14 protein-coding genes are annotated in these 17,339 nt (G+C 36.5%); 2 read left to right on the top strand and 12 right to left on the bottom strand.

Annotation, left to right across the window (positions count from 1 at the left end; all coding sequences use genetic code 11):
* The first annotated feature begins 149 nt into the window (after window positions 1-149).
* Entirely contained in the window at window positions 150-566 is a 417-nt protein-coding gene (locus ACLMCG_RS11120) for a winged helix-turn-helix transcriptional regulator (RefSeq protein WP_223599660.1), read from the top strand.
* A 463-nt stretch (window positions 567-1,029) separates the two neighbouring features.
* Here the strand turns inward: ACLMCG_RS11120 and ACLMCG_RS11115 are convergent, their stop codons facing one another.
* The 8 genes from ACLMCG_RS11115 to ACLMCG_RS11080 all read right to left on the bottom strand — a co-directional run bounded on the left by ACLMCG_RS11115 (window position 1,030) and on the right by ACLMCG_RS11080 (window position 10,065).
* Complete coding sequence (locus tag ACLMCG_RS11115; RefSeq protein ID WP_223599659.1) at window positions 1,030-1,677, bottom strand: response regulator transcription factor; 648 nt, start codon at window positions 1,675-1,677, stop codon at window positions 1,030-1,032.
* Window positions 1,674-2,408 carry a sensor histidine kinase gene (locus tag ACLMCG_RS11110; protein ID WP_413959596.1) on the bottom strand — a complete coding sequence of 245 codons (735 nt, stop codon included), beginning with the start codon at window positions 2,406-2,408 and terminating at the stop codon, window positions 1,674-1,676. Before ACLMCG_RS11110 ends, ACLMCG_RS11115 begins: the two co-directional genes overlap by 4 nt.
* Before the next feature lie 476 nt (window positions 2,409-2,884).
* Window positions 2,885-4,318: a hypothetical protein gene (locus ACLMCG_RS11105; protein ID WP_413959595.1), complete on the bottom strand. Its 1,434-nt coding sequence runs from the start codon at window positions 4,316-4,318 to the stop codon at window positions 2,885-2,887.
* Between the two features lie 10 nt (window positions 4,319-4,328).
* Window positions 4,329-7,133: a hypothetical protein gene (locus ACLMCG_RS11100; RefSeq protein ID WP_413959594.1), complete on the bottom strand. Its 2,805-nt coding sequence runs from the start codon at window positions 7,131-7,133 to the stop codon at window positions 4,329-4,331.
* A gap of 9 nt (window positions 7,134-7,142) precedes the next feature.
* Window positions 7,143-7,943: a hypothetical protein gene (locus ACLMCG_RS11095; RefSeq protein WP_413959593.1), complete on the bottom strand. Its 801-nt coding sequence runs from the start codon at window positions 7,941-7,943 to the stop codon at window positions 7,143-7,145.
* A gap of 81 nt (window positions 7,944-8,024) precedes the next feature.
* The gene (locus tag ACLMCG_RS11090) at window positions 8,025-8,570 is read right to left on the bottom strand and encodes a peptidoglycan-binding protein LysM (RefSeq protein ID WP_413959592.1); all 546 of its coding nucleotides are present in this window, start codon (window positions 8,568-8,570) and stop codon (window positions 8,025-8,027) included.
* A 202-nt stretch (window positions 8,571-8,772) separates the two neighbouring features.
* Window positions 8,773-9,318 (bottom strand): peptidoglycan-binding protein LysM, encoded by a 546-nt coding sequence (locus tag ACLMCG_RS11085; protein ID WP_223599653.1) that lies wholly within the window; start codon window positions 9,316-9,318, stop codon window positions 8,773-8,775.
* A 204-nt stretch (window positions 9,319-9,522) separates the two neighbouring features.
* Complete coding sequence (locus ACLMCG_RS11080) at window positions 9,523-10,065, bottom strand: peptidoglycan-binding protein LysM (protein WP_413959591.1); 543 nt, start codon at window positions 10,063-10,065, stop codon at window positions 9,523-9,525.
* Between the two features lie 401 nt (window positions 10,066-10,466).
* On the opposite strand from ACLMCG_RS11080, the gene ACLMCG_RS11075 reads away from it, so the two are divergent.
* Window positions 10,467-11,495: a LacI family DNA-binding transcriptional regulator gene (locus ACLMCG_RS11075; protein WP_047433242.1), complete on the top strand. Its 1,029-nt coding sequence runs from the start codon at window positions 10,467-10,469 to the stop codon at window positions 11,493-11,495.
* A gap of 294 nt (window positions 11,496-11,789) precedes the next feature.
* Here ACLMCG_RS11075 and ACLMCG_RS11070 read toward each other — a convergent pair whose 3' ends face one another.
* The 4 genes from ACLMCG_RS11070 to ACLMCG_RS11055 all read right to left on the bottom strand — a co-directional run bounded on the left by ACLMCG_RS11070 (window position 11,790) and on the right by ACLMCG_RS11055 (window position 17,337).
* Complete coding sequence (locus tag ACLMCG_RS11070) at window positions 11,790-13,403, bottom strand: UxaA family hydrolase (protein ID WP_413959590.1); 1,614 nt, start codon at window positions 13,401-13,403, stop codon at window positions 11,790-11,792.
* Between the two features lie 5 nt (window positions 13,404-13,408).
* Complete coding sequence (locus ACLMCG_RS11065) at window positions 13,409-14,872, bottom strand: tagaturonate reductase (RefSeq protein WP_413959589.1); 1,464 nt, start codon at window positions 14,870-14,872, stop codon at window positions 13,409-13,411.
* 48 nt (window positions 14,873-14,920) lie between these two features.
* Window positions 14,921-16,447 (bottom strand): MFS transporter, encoded by a 1,527-nt coding sequence (locus ACLMCG_RS11060; RefSeq protein WP_413959588.1) that lies wholly within the window; start codon window positions 16,445-16,447, stop codon window positions 14,921-14,923.
* A gap of 221 nt (window positions 16,448-16,668) precedes the next feature.
* Window positions 16,669-17,337, bottom strand: a complete 669-nt coding sequence (locus tag ACLMCG_RS11055) for a bifunctional 4-hydroxy-2-oxoglutarate aldolase/2-dehydro-3-deoxy-phosphogluconate aldolase (RefSeq protein WP_413959587.1) — start codon at window positions 17,335-17,337, stop codon at window positions 16,669-16,671.
* Window positions 17,338-17,339 lie beyond the last annotated feature (2 nt).

Here is a 17,339-nt window from a genome sequence, read left to right as displayed (position 1 = left end):
TTAGTTTTTTGATTTCTAATTAAATTATTTTCAATAAAGTTCAAAAAAAATTTTCTGAGATCAGTAACCTTAAAATTTATTGTTTAAAATGAGTTTTTTACTTAGAAAGATTTATCTTTAAATAAGCAATAAGCACATAAATTATAAATATGGACAGATTAATGACAGATGCTGAAATAGTAAAAGCCTGGGATGATATTTGTAAAGTACTGAATAAAGATCAGGATGAGCTTAAACATGACATACTGAATCATGTTGGCAATAAATGGTCACTTTTCGTAATTCATGCTCTTGGAATAGATGGGAAAATGCGATTTTCAAATTTGGAGAAGCACATTAACGGAATCAGTCAAAAAATGTTGACGAAATGTCTCCGCGAATTGGAAAGAGATGGTCTCATTTTAAGAACAGTTTATCCAGAAGTGCCACCGAAGGTGGAATATGAATTAACATCTTTAGGCCGAGGTTTATTGCTTCAAGTTACTCCGCTTTGGCTATGGATTGCCCGTCACAGCAATGAACTTAATAATGCTCGGGCAAATTATATAGAACAAATGGGTCGATAATTTTCTATAAATAATACTGTGTTTATTTGTTAATGTCAGCATCAACAATGTATGCTTTCATATATTAAATAAAAAAATGAAATTATTTAACGTTGTCACCATTAGTTGGTACAAAAGATAAACAATGTCATTTAACGACGAAACCATCCAAGGTTATTTGCTTTAAATATGTAAATGATAAATTTCAATAAAATAATTTTACGATTTCAAAAAAAATTATTTGATAAAAACGTGATTTGTAAGTCGTTTTTAATTTGGCTTAAATGAAGTAAATCATCTATAAAAGTGTTTTAAGATACGCTCGTCTTGGTCACCAAAAGCCAAACGGCGCAACTTTTCTAGTTGACGCCGTTTATTTTATTCTTGATTACAAAATAAGCCAGATGTTTTGGCATTAGATATTACAATTTTCCTTGCTGCAAGAATTTCATTGAATGATAACCAAAATTTTATAATAAAATATTTACTGATTATACAGCCTGAGAATCTCCACCAATTCGGGTATAGATCGTATTTTCAGTTTCTCAAACAACCTGATTTTGTAAGTGCTGATCGTCGATGAATGGAGATTCAGCTGATTAGAAATTTCTTTGAGGGGAAGACCTTCTGCAAGCTTATTGGCAATTTGCAATTCGCGGTCTGATAACGCTTCAAAGGGAGAACTTTTGGCCGTGCCATTTAATGATTCTAAAAGAATTGCTTCTTTTATATTATCACTGATATATCGTCCCTTACTAAGCATTGCCGTTAAAGCAGTTTCAATGACTTCAGTGGAACTTAGCTTACTGAGATAGCCACCAGCACCCATTTTCAGATAACGCATCCCATACAACTCTTCATCCTGTGAAGAAAATATCAGAGTTTTTAATGCAGGTTGGTGAATTTTTATATAATCTATTGCTTCCTGAACAGTACCATTAGGCATATTAACGTCCATAATTGCCAGATCAAATTCTTCTTTCAGAATTAAATTGTACAGCGATTTATAATCCTCTACTTCTGAAATTATGGCGTCTGGCTTGAATCGTTTGATTGTTTGTATCAAACCCATCCGGACAATACCATGATCATCTGCTACAACAATGCGAATGTTTGCTTTTAAACCCATCATTCTATAAATTTATGTAAAAAAAGGGAAACCCTAGTGCCTTTATTTTCAGTGGAAATGATTTGGATGTTTCCGTTAAGCAAGGATATAAAATTTTTTACAATTTTCAAACTTAATCCAACTCCTTTCTCGCCTGCAGTTCCCAGGAATATGGGATTACCATGATTGTAGATCGTAGGTAAATACTTCTCATGTATTCCTGTTCCGAAATCAATCACAGAAAGTATAACCTCATCATCCTCTGTAATCGATTGTAAATAAATATCTTGCCCCGGAAAAGTGTATTTTACCGCATTGTTAAAAATTTTGTCTAAAACATATTCGAGCAACATGCGATCGCTTGTAAGAAATGCATTGTGATCTCCTTTAAAATAAAATTTAATGTTTTTTTCGTTTAATTTAGCAGCGTATTTTTCTTCTAAATAGTGAAAAAGATCCATCACCATGATTTTAACGGGTTTAATCTTAAATTCCCCATATTGTGTTTTTAGCCAGGCAATGCTATCCTGGGTAGTTTGCAGATTCTTCTGGGCATCACGTTTTACCTGCGGCAACAACTTAAAAAAATCTTCCTCACTTAAAGTCTTTTGCTCCAGCTCTTCTATAAGCCACAGAAAAGTTCCAAACAGTTCTTTTGAGTCATGAGACAATATCGAGATCAGTCCGTTCTTGAAATTGATTTCGTCTTCCAGTCTTTCGATTTTTAATTGGAGTTCGTTGATAAAATCAGTCATAAATTCAGTATCAAAGGTTTTAGAAGCTTTTTGAATTATTTTTTTGAAAAAAGGCAGAAAGGGTTTATTGTTTAAACATGAATAAAACATCCAGTTCAAGCCTTTCTCCAGAAGCTGGCAAGTTATAAAAAATATCATATTAGTAGGAAAAAAATCAAATGGGATTTACCATTTCAAGTAAATCCCCTATTTTATCTTACTAAAATCCAGATGCACAAAAGGCAAAGTTTAAATTCATGAAAAGCGCTAAATTGTTGAGAAAATCATCTTCTGGACTCTTAATACCAGATGGTATTTCTAAGACTATGAAAGAAAAACAGAAAATGCCAATACTTATATTGTCATTGCAAACTAATAAAATTTAATTCAAACAGCTTCTGAATTTTCTAATGCCGTTAATTTATCAATATCGTACTGATTGGCAATTGATTATTGCTATTAAAGTGGTTCATAAGGAACTATTTCAGAAAGTACTGTTAAATTGCCGTAAAGCTATAGTAAACATTGATAGAGTAAGTGGTATTTTCCTTACCTACCAAACTTTGGGCACCCGCAGGTGATATGGTATATCTTACGTTCAGTCCCCGATCCAAAACCGGAGCTCCGTTAAAGAGTATTTTTTGAGGCGTTTTGGATAAGGGAGCATTTACAGAACTTCCATCTACGCCAATTTGTAAAATATTTGAATTGATGTTGGTCTGCAAACCGCCTTTCTTGAAATAATTTTCATCCGATTTTACATAGAGTTCAAAATTTTCATTATTAGACAACATAATTTGGTTGGGAATCATTTGTGACTGACCGTCGGTGTAATGGGCAGCGGTATTAAAATTAAAATTTACATTGCGCCCGGAACTTGGGATGGTGATCTCCGACAGAGGAAGCACCTTTAGCTGAACAGCCGTATTTTGCAAACTGTTAATTGAGTTATCTGTACTTCTGGCATTGAAGTTCAATTCAAACGTATAAGTTCCGGCTTCAAAAAAAAGGTTTTTAAAATCATCCGCAGACACTGAAAGCTCCGGAATAAAGTTGTTTCTGTTTCCCGCTACAACACTGAAATTAGCAGCGGAAAAATTCTGAAAATCGGCAGATAAGGCTTTGGTGGTAAGTGCAGATCCATTACTACCCAATTTAATGCTTGCTATATTTCTGGTTCCCGGAACACCTTTAGAAGAAGTGAACTGAATGTTTGTGGAGGCAGCTTTCGCCCAAAAATTAAAATCAACCGTATGCGCGATTTCCGTATTCCCCAAATCCCACACCCGCGTGCTAGTATTACGGTAGTCATTCAAAGAAGATATTTCTATGTATTTTGTTAAAGAGTTTGCAACCCATCGCATAGATGGAGGAATGACTAAGATTGTTTTAAAATTATGCGGTGTGAAATCATTATAATTCTGAGTTATATCCATGGAGTAATTCCCGGCCCGGAAGGCATTGGCAGTAAATTGTGAGGCAGGAATTTTAAATGTAAAATTGATATTTCCCCGGTTGAATCCTCCCCCGATACTGAGTGATGGCGGTTCAAACCATCTTATAGCACTTGTACTGAACGACTGAAAACCTGGTAAATAACCTGTTAGTCCGGTATATGGCAGCTGCCCGCCCATACTTTCTAACTGCCACAGAAGAGTGGAACTGGGTAAAGTAGATGAGGAAGAAGAGTGAGTAAAAGTTGGTCCGGAAACAGAGGTAAATGTAGGAGCTGTTGGGAGTAATCCCAAAAAGGCATAATCCCAGTTTGTTCTGTTGGCGTTCGTCATTACCCTTGTAGGTACTGAGGTAAATTCGCTTCTGTTAAAAATATTATTTTCCGGAATTGACAGGTATATATCCTGAGCTTTTGCCACTGTAGATCCGCAGAACACGGTAAAAACTCCTATTAAAAAAGCCCTCATCTTTTTCATACTTTTAAATTTAAAACTTTTTCACCTTAATGGTGGTGTCTTTCTTCTTATATTCAAAAACTACAGTTTTTGAGTAACCTTCTTTTGTCACCTGAATAGTTTGGGTGGGTTGTGTATAGCTGTATTTGTCATTTTCAATATAGAGGTTGTATTTTCCATCTTTCAGGAAAAACTCAAACTCATTTTTTTGATTAACCACGGCAGTATAGATTATGCCATCTTCACTTTTTGCATACACCACTATTCCGGTTACATCCGTTTCCAAAACATCGTAGGCTTGCTTAATCTCCGTTAATTTCCCACTTACCCTGATGTTTTTTACCAAGCCCACTTTGCGGTTAATATTGCTATGTACCATAATGACAGGATCCATCATCAATCGGGCACCCGCACTTTCGTTCACCTTCAGCGTGTAAGTACCTTCAGGCACATTCTGAAAAACTACTTTTCCATTCTTATCCGTCATCGCTACATAATTGTCCAGCTTTACAATTTCATTAGCAAGTACCGATTCGCCGGATTCAAGAAGTCCATTGAAATTTTTATCTTCAAAGAACTGGAACGTCACCTTATGATTTCCGAGAGCTGTAGCTGTGGTAAAATATTTTTTAATTCCCACTCGGTATTGGTAATAACTGCCACTGGTTGCATATTCAGCCGTAGATTTATAACCGGAAAGATTAAAATAACCTGTGGTAGACCATGAAGGCGAAATCTTATATTCCAGATTACCGGTGATATTGCTGTTTAAATTTTTATAAAGTTCTGAATAGAAGGCTCCGGCTGAAAAAGATCCAGTCAGATTATGATTAAGCATCTGGAAATTATACGAGGCGTAAACATTATAGTTGGCGAAATTACGGCTTACATCATAATAAGAATTTAAATCAAAGACACTGGTTGCGTTCCATTGGGCTGTTCCGTTGAGGGAGAATGATTTATATCTGTAAGATAGAGTTGTTTTCAAACTGTTGAACCAGTCCGCTTTATCATTCTCTTTTGAATAAGAATATTCCGCTGTCAGGTTCAATCCATGAGCTCCTAATGTAGTACTGATATTGGCTTCCAACCGGTATGAAAAAAGCTCCTGAGATGTGTAAAAATTAGCTGTTTTTTGCTTTTCAACCTTTGGAGAAAATAGAAAATTCCACTTCTTTAAAGAAAACTGATAGCCTAATCCCAAAGCTTCTGTACTGTTGAAATAATAACGTAAATTAGAGGTATTCCCAGGTTGAGTTGATTCACCCTGAAAACTCAGGAACTCGGGCTCTATCTGTGAATTCTGATATTGTATAAAAGCGCGCTGAGCAGCAGAAAATTGGCGACCAATCCTTTGATTTGAGAAAAAGGATCCTCTTTTGATTCCTGCATAACTTTTTGTAGCAAAGGAATTGACAGATTGTATATCCCAGTTCCCTATTTTCCCATCGTAATTGGCTCCCATTGAAGCTCCTGCGTTTTCATCTTTGTTCAAAAGGCCTTTTTCGTGGCTCAGACCAACCTCCGTGCGAATTGTATTTTTATCGTTAATTAAAAATGATGTTACCGCGTTCGCTACCTGCGTATCTATGTTAAAGCGCGGATCATGATCGAATATATAAGACACTTTCCCATTGAAAGATTTAGCATTCCCAAAAGCATACTTTGCACCCACAATGGTAGATCCTTCTGTTTGTTGGAAATAAGTACCATACAGATTATAATTATTTTCCAGCGCAAGAATTTCAATCTGATTATTTTCACCAAATTTGGTAGAAACTTTCCCACCTCTTCCGAAAACCGGGTAATCGTAATCACTGCTATTAACATTTCCCACCCGTAATACCGTATTCTTTCTCTCCAGTTCCAGCCAGGTATCATACAGGTTATAACGGCCATCTTCAACATAGTAATCTGCACCGATATTGAAGCGAGATTTTAAATTGTCAGTTACCCGAAATGCTGTATTTCCCCTCAATTGAAGATAATTGAAACCTGAACTGTTTTCATTATAGCTGATTTCCGCAAAATTACTTCCGCTCACCGCTTCGTTTCCGCGGGCAAGTTGTCTGTTGTGCGACAAAATGACTAAGTAAAGTGTGTTGCTTCCCACGATTTTATTATCAAGCAGGTCTGTGACAATTGCATTAATATTAAATTCCGGATAAAGTGTATTCTGTTTTCTGACCGCAATTTTGATCTCAACCGTTTGTTTTTCCAGACCTTCCAGAGATATGGTTTGTTGTTTTGGCATTATTTCCAAACCGTCAGGAATAGATTGCAAATCAATTCTAACAGTTCGTTTACTATAACCTTGGTTTTCTACAGTCAACAGAATTGAAGATTGGGGCAAAGCAGGGTTAATGAAATTTTCGTAGGTGGCGGTATAAATTGCAATGTTTTTGTTCTCTTCTTTATCAACGAAGAAAGAGGCGATTTCAGCTCTGGTAACCGTTGAGCTGGTATACGAAACCTGGAATTGGATCTCATTGGATCTCAGTTTCATAAAATCCACGTTGGCGATCAGTTTCACAGGAAGATTTTTAGACTGACCCGCACCTAAGGTAAAATCATTTTTGGGATAGAAAAGCAATCCCGGATATTTTTCCTGAGGTATGATATTCTGAATGATAATCTCTTCAGAACTTTTATTCTCAATGACCAGGAAATTAGTAAAAGTAGAACCCTTCTCAACAGCTACACTGTCATTTTCAAAATGGATTTGAATATCCTTCTTTTCCTGCGCAAAGGCCAACGAAAAGTGCAGAAGAACAAATACAAAAAATAAGATTGTTTTTCTTAGCACTGATATTGATATTCCATTTTGTGGTTTCAAAGCTTAATTTTAAAATTTAAAGTTTTTTTCTCCTACACGTAAATCATTGGATTCTGCCATTTTGATAATAGCCACGCCAAGGAAGTTCCCTGAAATATTCTCTGGTAAAGAAAATTGAACAACCTGATTGGTATCCGGAAGCATGGAGATGGAAATTGCGGGCAACTTTATTTCCTTACCACTGTCTGTATTGGTTAGTTCAAACTCAACGGTGGCATCATTGATAGTGTTACCATCATTATGGATGCTTACTGCGACTTTTCTGTTCGCTGAATTCTCATTACTCACCTCTGAAATATTGGTAATATCCAAACTTTTTACATGGTTTCCCGGTGGAGTATAAAAGATGTGAAGTCCCACCTCAAACAAGGTGATAATACCAATACCATTCTGAATACGTGCCTTATCTGCCTGCTGAGGAAGTTGAGTGAAAAACAACATGCTGTTCGTAACTGCAGACTGTGATGCATTTGCCGGGATCTGCATGGTTACTACAATCTCCTTTGTACTTTTCGCAGGAACTGTTACAGCGTTTTCTAAGGTAGACATCCAGGAGGCATTGGAAGTTTTTGAACTGCCTGCTTCAAGATAAACTTTATTTCCGTCTTCTTCTCTAACCCAATCTTTATAGTTGAGATTAAAGACATAATCCTTGTCTGAGCTGTTTTGAAGCGTGACTGTCTTTGTTACTTTTTCTCCTGGATTACCTGTGAAAAACAAGCGTGTAGGTGACATAGAGATGCTTTGTGCCAGAAGTGAAGAAGACCCTGTAAGGATAAAGAAAATGAAAAGGTGAATAAACTTGTGCATGGTGTAAATAGTTTAATAATAAAAGATTCCCAAAACTACTGAAAACATAGCAAAAGGAACCTTTGCAAACTAAAAATTTAATTATAAAGCAGTCGCGGTATAAGTTACTGTTTGTGTATAAGTTCCCGCTGGTTTACCTAAAATATCAGAAGATGATGATTTTGCCGCTGGAATAGTGTAGTCCAGATTCAGTGTTAAGGCACTTCCAAGAGGAGCATTTAATACTAAAGTTTGATCCGTTGCAGATAAAACTACAGCGCTTTTTGTTCCACCCATAGTTCCGGCAGCTGTAGCTGCTTTGATAGTCAAAACATTTACAGGGATTAAGTTCGTTCCATTCATAAAATTAGCACCCCCTGCTTTTACTTTAACATTAAAGTTCTTTGTGGAAGTAACTTTTAAAGAGTTAGCTTTAGTAATCGTCTGATCAGAGTTATAGTCTGCTGCAGTAACATAGTTAAAGTCAACTGTATTACCAATTGCAGTACTTCCTGCATCGATAGAAATTACATCGTTCAGGGTAATGTTTACGGTTGTAGTTGCCGTTGTATTTTGAGCTTGAACATTATTAGTTCCCAATATGATGGCTCCAAAAGTTAAGGCTGCGATTACGATTTGTTTTTTCATGATAGTAATATTTAATTTTTATTCTTGTTTAATTGTTCTCTTTTGAACACTACAAATCTACAGCTGCAATAAAAGTTTCTTTGTAGTGGAAAAAGGAAGTTCGCGTAGTAAAATCACTACAGGATTACTCATTTGGTTTAAATAGAAAAACCCTCAATACCTGTAAAGTGCTGAGGGCATATATAATTGATGTGTTTTTTTATTATAAAGCAGTCGCGGTATAAGTTACCGTTTGTGTATAAGTTCCGGCCGGCTTACCTAAAATATCAGAAGATGATGATTTTGCCGCTGGAATTGTGTAGTCCAGATTCAGTGTTAATGCACTTCCAAGAGGAGCGTTTGATACTAAAGTTTGGTCCGTTGCAGATAAAACTACAGCGCTTTTTGTTCCCCCCATAGTTCCGGCAGCTGTAGCTGCTTTGATAGTCAAAACATTTACAGGGATTAAGTTCGTTCCATTCATAAAATTAGCACCCCCTGCTTTTACTTTAACATTAAAGTTCTTTGTGGAAGTAACTTTTAAAGAGTTAGCTTTAGTAATCGTCTGATCAGAGTTGTAGTCTGCTGCAGTAGCATAATTAAAGTCAACTGTATTACCAATTGCAGTACTTCCTGCGTCTATAGAGATTACATCGTTCAGGGTAATGTTTACGGTTGTAGTTGCAGTAGTATTTTGAGCTTGAACATTATTAGTTCCTAATATGATTGCTCCAAAAGTTAAGGCTGTGATTACAATTTGTTTTGTCATGATAGTAATATTTAATTTTTATTTTTATTTAATTGTTCTCTTTTGTATACTGCAAATCTACAGCGGCGATAAAAGTTTCTTTGTAGTGAAAAAAGGAAGTTCATGTAGTAAAATCACTACACGGGTTATCCGCATGATAAATAAAAAAGCCCTCAACACTTTTGTAGTATTGAGGGCTTTTTCTGTTTAAAAATTGGTATTTAGTTACAATGCAGTGGCAGTATAAGTTATTTTTTGTGTATACGTTCCCTGTGGTTTACCTAGAAGTACCTTGGATGCATTTTCCGCCGAAATAGAGTAGGCAATATTTAAAGACTGTTTGGTACCTAAACTTGCATTACTCACCAGCACCTGATCAGTTGTAGATAAAGTGACCTCATTCAGGGTTCCTACCAAACTTCCGCCCGGTATCGCTTTTACCCGTAATATATCTACAGGAATTACGTTTGCGCCACTTACAAAGTGTGCACCTTCAGATTTTACTTTTACATCAAAATTTTTGGAGGAAATAATGACTAAACTATTGGGAACGGTCACATTTTTTGAAGAATTATAGTCTTTTGTGCTCCCATAATTAAAATCTACAGCACCTTCTGAAGCAACAGAGCCAATATCCATTGCAATAACGTCCGATAAAATAATATTTACTGATGTACTCACCTGCTCTGAATTTTGTGCCATAACCCGGTGGGTTCCTAAGGCCATTGCTCCCAGAGACAGCGCAACGATAAAGATTTGCTTTTTCATGATTAATAAATTTAGTGTGGTGTAATAATATTGTCATTCAGAACTCATTATAAATCTAATAACATTATCTGACATTACCAAAGCCTTTTTCATCATTGGTTATATATTGTCATCATAAAGTTTACAGATATTCAATCTGATATTAATTGTTCAACATTTTATGTAAAATGATAGGAGATAGCCTCATTACTATTTTCTAATTCAAAGTTTTTTGTATGTTTCAAAAGATGTAATCTGTATAAAAACAATCATTTAGGGCAATCTAAACAGACTATTCTGTTAATATATACGCAGATGATATAAAACTCAGCCATTTTCCTTTTAAATAGCCATAATTTGATTAAATTTACATCAACAATGCGTAGAATTTATGCATTATAAAAACACCCGAAAAAACTTCTATGAACAAGAAAAGTGCAACGATATATGACATTTCCAATAAGCTCAACGTAAGTGTTGCCACTGTTTCGAGAGCATTGAATGACCACCCAAGAATAAGCGTAGCAACTAAAGAGCTGGTCCGCAAAACGGCCAAGGAAATGAACTATAAGCAAAATAACCTTGCTAAAGCCTTAAAAAGTGGTGAAACCAAAAATGTAGGGATTATTGTTCCCTACATCAATACCAATTTTTTTTCCTCAGTAATACGGGGAATTGAGGAAGAACTCTCTCCACTTGGTTATCATGTCATCATCTGCCAGAGTCACGAAGATGTCAATATTGAAAAAAGACAGCTTAACACTTTGCTAAATGCTCAGGTAGATGGTATTTTCATGTCTGTATCCAAAACAACAACCGATATTAATCACATCAGAAACATTCTGGATACGTCCAATACTCCGATTATCTTTTTTGACAGAAAAAAAGATATCGCTGGCATCAGCACCGTAACGATTGATGATTATCGGGGAGGATATATGGCTACAGAACACCTCATCAAAGAGGGTTATAAGAATATCTGTCATTTTGCAGGAGACCTTAATCTTGAAATTTACCAGAACCGTCTTAATGGCTATAAACAAGCCCTAATTGATCACAATCTTCCTATAAAAGAAGATAATATCATTCTTACAGGCAGTTCTATTGATGAAGGAACGGAAGCTATTAAAAAACTTTGGAGTAAAAAATCTGTTCCTGACGCTATATTCTCTTCCAGTGACTTTGCTGCTTTAGGTGCCTGTCAGGAATTAAAAAAGAGAAAAATAAAAATTCCTCAGGAAGTTGCCATTATCGGTTTTTCCAATGAACCGTTTACTCAGTTTATGGAGCTTCCGATCAGTTCAGTGGATCAGACTCCAGTGTTGATGGGGAAAATGGCAGGACAGGTATTTTTAGAGAACGTAAAAGAAAACGGATCTGGCGTTTCTATTGAGAAAAAAGTGGTACTTACCCCTCAGCTTCATATCAGGAAGTCTTCTAAGAAAAAATAACATCACTCTTTAGATTAATAGATTACCTAAATTATTAAAGTCTGTATGTCATTCTGACGAAGGAAGAATCTAAATTATATTCTACAGCTAAGTTTTGGCTAAAGCCTATGATACATCTTTTTATTAAACGGGCTAAAGCCCGTTCCTATTGAAGCAAACTTTTGCAGTTTTTTATTGATACTTTTGCTAATAAGAAATTTTCACTTTTCTAAATAAATAAAAAAAGAAAATGCCTTCTACACTACGCAGAAAGCATTTCAATCCTAATTAGTATTTATAATAAAAAAAACATTTTTATAAGCTCACCCCCCTTCTCCAGGGGATAAAATCATTTTGGTTTAAAACAGCAGCTTTGGTTTTCACTTCTCCACTGGCTATTTTGATGATAAACTCCAACAGTTCTTCTGCCTTTTCATCAATCGTTTTTTCCCCGGTGATGACATCGCCTGTATTAAAATCAATAATATCCGGCATTCTCTCGGAAAGAGAAGTATTGGACGATATTTTTACCACTGGAACTACGGGATTTCCTGTCGGAGTTCCAAGCCCCGTTGTAAACAATACCACATTGGAACCTGAGCCCACCAAAGCAGTGGTACATTCTACATCATTTCCAGGTGTACAGAGTAAATTCAGCCCGGGTTTCTGAATGTATTCGGTAAAATCAAGGACATCATTGATGGGAGATGAACCTCCTTTTTTAGCCGCTCCTGCAGATTTCATGGCATCAGTGATCAATCCATCTTTAATATTCCCCGGTGACGGATTCATATCAAAACCAGATCCTGCAGCAACGACTGATTTTTCAAAGTCTTTCATTAACTGTAAAAATCTTTCCGCATCTTTTTCATTTACACAACGGTTCACCAGCTCCTGCTCTACTCCGCATAATTCGGGGAATTCCGAAAGAATAGTAGCTCCTCCTACTCCTGCCATTACATCTGATAACCGACCTAAAACCGGATTGGCAGAAATTCCTGAAAAACCATCTGAACCTCCACATTCCAATCCTACTACCAGCTTTGAAATAGATGCAGGCTTTCTTTGAATTTCATTCGCTTTTTTAATGGCTTCATAAGAATCTTTGATGATCCCGCTCAGCATTTCATCCACTGTTCCCGATTTCTGCTGTTCATATATGATAATCGGTTTTTTATGGTTGGGACTGATCTTTTCAAGGGCATCTTTAAAAATATCAACCTGTAAATTCTGACATCCAAGGCTCAAAACGGTTGCTCCTGCAACATTCGGGTTATTAACATATCCTGCCAATAAACGGCCCAATGCTTCAGCATCCTGACGAATACCGCCACAACCTCCCTGATGGGTAATGAATTTAACGTCAATATTTTTAAAAACTCTGGAATCCTGATCTTCTTCAGTGATAATTTCTTCCTCTGAGTTATTAATCAGAGATCTTAGTAATAGTTGATGCTTTGTTGCTTTTTCAAATAGAAGTTCTTTTTCGAAAACTTCTTTTAAAATCTCTACATTTCTGTTTTCACAAAAGACTAAAGGAAAAAACAGCCATACATTTTCTGTTCCCACCTGTCCGTCTTCCCTATGATAGCCCATAAAAGTTCTATCCTTCCATTCCTCCACATCCGGAGCTGTCCAGGAAATCGTTTCTGTTTTGCCTTCTACTTTTGCACTTTGATGTTTTACATTTCCGGTGGTAATCACTTCTCCTTTTTGGATGGGCTGGCTTGCTTTTCCCACCAAAACACCATACATGATAATGGAATCTCCTACCGAAAGATTTTCTGTGACAAATTTATGTTTGGCTTTTGTATCTTTTACAATCTCATAGGTAAAATCACCCAACGTAACATTTTCACCCTGTGTAAGATCAACTAGCGCAACTGCTACATTATCATCAGGATTTATCTTGAGTACTTTTTTTTGCATGATATTTAAGAGTAAGATTGAACAAAGTTTTGATACGCTGTTTCCACATCATGATGGTCAATTTCCCACAATGCTTTTGCCACTGCCTCTTTCAAGCCTTCAACGTTGGTAAGATCTGTATCCCAGAAAGAAGTTTCACATAATGCCAGTTCTGCAACCTTTTGATAATCGTTTGCTGTCCAGATTTCTTTGAATCGGTTGATTATTGCCTCTTCATCGTTCAACGGAAGGGCTCTCTCATCAAAACTTCCCTGGTAGAATCTGATTAAACTTGCCAAAGAGAAAGTTAAATTAAGTGGTAATTTCTGATTAATTTCTACATATCTCAACAGACTGGGCAGAATTCTTACTTTAAATTTAGAAACAAAATACAAAGCGATGCTTGCCAGATAATGTTTAATAAAAGGATTTCTGAACCTGTCAAATACTTCTTCTGCAAACTCCTTCAGCTCATTTTCATCCAGGCCTAAAGTGGGGTTTACTTCATTAAAAATTGAATCTCTTAAAAACTGTCCGATAAATGAATTCTCAAGAGATTCTTTTACCGTTTCTTTTCCTGATAATAATGCAGGAGCCAGCATTAAAGTATGGCCACCGTTCAAAATTCTTACTTTTCTAAGACGGTAAGGCTGAATATCATCCACTACTAAAATCTGCTCATTGATCTGATCAAAAGGGATTCTCTCATTCAGATTTTTAGCATCCTGAATTACAAAAAGTAAAAATACTTCAGAAACAACCATCATCTGGTCTTCATAATCCAACTGTTCTTCGTAGGATTCTGCATCATCTTTAGGATATCCCGGAACAATCCTGTCAACCAATGTATTGTGGAAATAATTACACTGTTCAATCCATTGCACAAAATCCTCTTTTAAATTCCATAATCTGGCATATTGAATAATAATCTCCCTTAAAACAAAAGCATTATCTTCAATCAACTCACAAGGGATCATTCTCAATCCTTTATCTGATAATCCTTTGAAATGTTTAAATCTTTCATATAATAAAACCGTCACTTTTGCCGGAAAGTTTTTGTGCGGGCCGGAATATTGATCTTCAGTTTCATCATACGCTATTCCCGTTTCTGTAGTATTGGAGAAAATAAATTCCAGTTCTTCTTCTTTTGCCAATGCAAGGAATTCATCATAGTTTGTATAGGGATTAATTGATTTCTGAATTGCAGAAATGACCATCTTTTCATCAATAATTTCACCTTTTTTAATTCCTCTTGTAAAGAGAGTATATAGATTGTCCTGCTCTTCAAGCTTATGAACAGAACCACCCTGCGTTGGCTGAACATTGACAATTCCGGCATTGAAGCCAGCTTTTTTATTCAATTGATCAATCACATAATCAGTGAATCCTCTCATGAAATTTCCTCCTCCAAACTGTACGATTTTAATCGGAAGCTTTTCGTGAGAACCATTGAATTCACGATTTAATTTTTGTTTTATCTGATTTTCCATTTTTTCTAATTTGAATGAAACTATCTTAGAATCTGATAGCTTTTGTTTTTATTTAATCACTTTATATTTCGGAACCAAAGTCTTCATTACACTCCAGGCAATCAGGTAAGCCACTGCACATACTGAGAAAATGATCATATAGCCTTTATCGATTCCATCTGAAATAATAGCTCCGGATTTTTCCAGATCATGAACAAAATTTTCAGGCAGACGCTCATGGATATATTGGGGATATTTTTCCAGTAAAGGTATTCCGTCCACAGTAGTCCATTCTTTATGAGCATGATCAAACAGGACTCCTGAAGATTTATTGATTAAAAATGATCCGATTCCTCCTGCCATTCCTCCGATTCCCGTAATGGTTGCGATTGCTTTTTTAGGAAACATATCACCTACCGTAGAGAATATATTGGCAGACCATGCCTGGTGTGCTGCTCCGGCAATTCCGATAATCAGTACCGGAATCCAATATGAAACAGAACCCAAAGGCTGGGCTAACAGAGCCAGCAATGGGAAAAATGCGAAGATCAGCATCGCCTTCATCCTTCCTGTATAAGCATCTATCCCTTTTTTCTCCACAAAATATTTAGGAAGCCATCCTCCGATAATCGACAATAAAGTGATCATATAAAGAACAAATAAAGGAAATGCACTCTGTGTAGAATCCATTTTGTAAACGGAGCTTAAATAAGCCGGCGTCCAGAACAGGAAAAACCACCAGATTCCATCTGTCATAAACTTTCCAAAGGCAAAAGCCCAGGTTTGTCTGTGACTGAAACATTCCCTGAAAGAAAATTTCTTTTCCGGCAGCGACGCATCTTCTGCTGGAAAATCATCCTGATCCTGCTGAATATAGATAAGCTCATGCTCATTAACCTTGTGATGTTCATGTGGCTTTTTGTAATAGAATACCCAAAGGCCCATCCATACAAAACCTAGTGCTCCGATAATGATAAATGCCCATTCCCAGCCCATCGATTTTGCGATAAAAGGAATGGTAACCGGCGCAGCTAATGCTCCAACCGTTGCTCCAGCATTAAAGATACTGGTTGCTAACGCTCTGTCTTTCTTTGGGAAATACTCTGCAGTAGTCTTTATCGCAGCAGGAAAATTCCCTGCTTCCCCAACTGCCAGAACGAAACGGGCAAAAATGAACAGTGTGACACTGGTACTGATGATAGCTCCAACATTATCTACTCTTCCGATAATCTCTTTGGATTCTTCAAAACCTACCCACCAGCTTCCGGTCAGAGCTCCTGAAGTAGCAATTCCGCAGAAAGCATGGAGTACAGCTCCTATTGACCAGATTCCGATCGCCCAGAGAAATCCTTTTTTGGTATCCATCCAGTCTACAAACTTTCCGGCAAAAAGCATACTTATTGCGTAGAAAATAGAAAATAATGCAGTGATATTTCCGTAATCATTATTGTTCCAGTGAAATTCCGGAGCGATGAAATCTTTCCAGGTGAGAGACAGCACCTGCCGATCCATATAATTGATGGTCGTTGCAATAAAAAGTAGCACGCAGATCGTCCATCTGAAGTTACTTGGTTTCGGAGATATTTCTTTTTTCATATCAATCGTTAATAGTATTGATTTTTATTGATTTTAACAACATAACAAGACAAAAACCATCCTTTCCATGCTATTTCAGCACAGAATCTATTAATTTTTTAAACCATTGTTATTTAATTAAAGAATTGAAAACAATTAAGTTGAGTTTCAATGATTACCTCATCAAAGTTTTTACTCAGTTTTTAATTTTTTTACTGGCTTAAAACAAAATGTAAGGATCGCTATCTTAATTCATTAATAACCTGAATCGAATAGGCTACTGCTTCTGTAATCTTTTCATAATCATATTCTCCTTCCTCATTTTTTACAAACAACTGGGAACCCAATCCTACACAATAGGCTCCTGCAGAAATCCATTCGGTAATATTTTCTTTTGCAGGCATTACTCCGCCTGTAGGCATGATGTTTGACCATGGCATCGGGCCTTTTACTGCCTTGATAAATTCCGGGCCTCCTACCTGTGTTGCCGGGAATATTTTCACAATTTCAGCGCCTAATTCTTCGGCATAAGAAATTTCAGAAACTGAACCACAGCCAGGCATCCATGCAATTTTTCTTCGATTGCAAATTTTAGCGACTTCCGGGTTTAAAGAGGGTGCCACAATAAAGTTCGCTCCATTCTGAATGTATAAAGAAGCTGTTGCCGGATCAATGACAGAACCTATCCCCAATATCATTTCAGGAATTTCTATGGCCGCATATTTTACCAGATCGGCAAAAACCTCGTGGGCGAAATCTCCCCTGTTGGTAAACTCAAAAACGCGGGCACCACCATCAAAACAAACTTTTATAATTTTTTTGCAAACTTCAGCATCTGCATGATAAAATACAGGAACAATACCGGTTTGCTTAGCTTTTAAGGCTACTTCTATACGATTAAATCTTGCCATAA

The organism is Chryseobacterium sp. S90 (genome assembly GCF_047444895.1).
Lineage (GTDB): Bacteria > Bacteroidota > Bacteroidia > Flavobacteriales > Weeksellaceae > Chryseobacterium.
Note: the sequence above shows the minus strand (reverse complement) of the source record. Positions and strands in the feature narration are given on the sequence as shown.

What these genes read in the sequence shown, in the direction of transcription:
- ACLMCG_RS11120 (WP_223599660.1), top strand. Translation starts at nt 150, where the DNA reads ATGGACAGATTAATGACAGATGCTGAAATAGTAAAAGCCTGGGATGAT.
- ACLMCG_RS11115 (WP_223599659.1), bottom strand. Translation starts at nt 1,677, where the DNA reads ATGATGGGTTTAAAAGCAAACATTCGCATTGTTGTAGCAGATGATCAT.
- ACLMCG_RS11110 (WP_413959596.1), bottom strand. Translation starts at nt 2,408, where the DNA reads ATGACTGATTTTATCAACGAACTCCAATTAAAAATCGAAAGACTGGAA.
- ACLMCG_RS11105 (WP_413959595.1), bottom strand. Translation starts at nt 4,318, where the DNA reads ATGAAAAAGATGAGGGCTTTTTTAATAGGAGTTTTTACCGTGTTCTGC.
- ACLMCG_RS11095 (WP_413959593.1), bottom strand. Translation starts at nt 7,943, where the DNA reads ATGCACAAGTTTATTCACCTTTTCATTTTCTTTATCCTTACAGGGTCT.
- ACLMCG_RS11090 (WP_413959592.1), bottom strand. Translation starts at nt 8,570, where the DNA reads ATGAAAAAACAAATCGTAATCGCAGCCTTAACTTTTGGAGCCATCATA.
- ACLMCG_RS11085 (WP_223599653.1), bottom strand. Translation starts at nt 9,318, where the DNA reads ATGACAAAACAAATTGTAATCACAGCCTTAACTTTTGGAGCAATCATA.
- ACLMCG_RS11080 (WP_413959591.1), bottom strand. Translation starts at nt 10,065, where the DNA reads ATGAAAAAGCAAATCTTTATCGTTGCGCTGTCTCTGGGAGCAATGGCC.
- ACLMCG_RS11075 (WP_047433242.1), top strand. Translation starts at nt 10,467, where the DNA reads ATGAACAAGAAAAGTGCAACGATATATGACATTTCCAATAAGCTCAAC.
- ACLMCG_RS11070 (WP_413959590.1), bottom strand. Translation starts at nt 13,403, where the DNA reads ATGCAAAAAAAAGTACTCAAGATAAATCCTGATGATAATGTAGCAGTT.
- ACLMCG_RS11065 (WP_413959589.1), bottom strand. Translation starts at nt 14,872, where the DNA reads ATGGAAAATCAGATAAAACAAAAATTAAATCGTGAATTCAATGGTTCT.
- ACLMCG_RS11060 (WP_413959588.1), bottom strand. Translation starts at nt 16,447, where the DNA reads ATGAAAAAAGAAATATCTCCGAAACCAAGTAACTTCAGATGGACGATC.
- ACLMCG_RS11055 (WP_413959587.1), bottom strand. Translation starts at nt 17,337, where the DNA reads ATGGCAAGATTTAATCGTATAGAAGTAGCCTTAAAAGCTAAGCAAACC.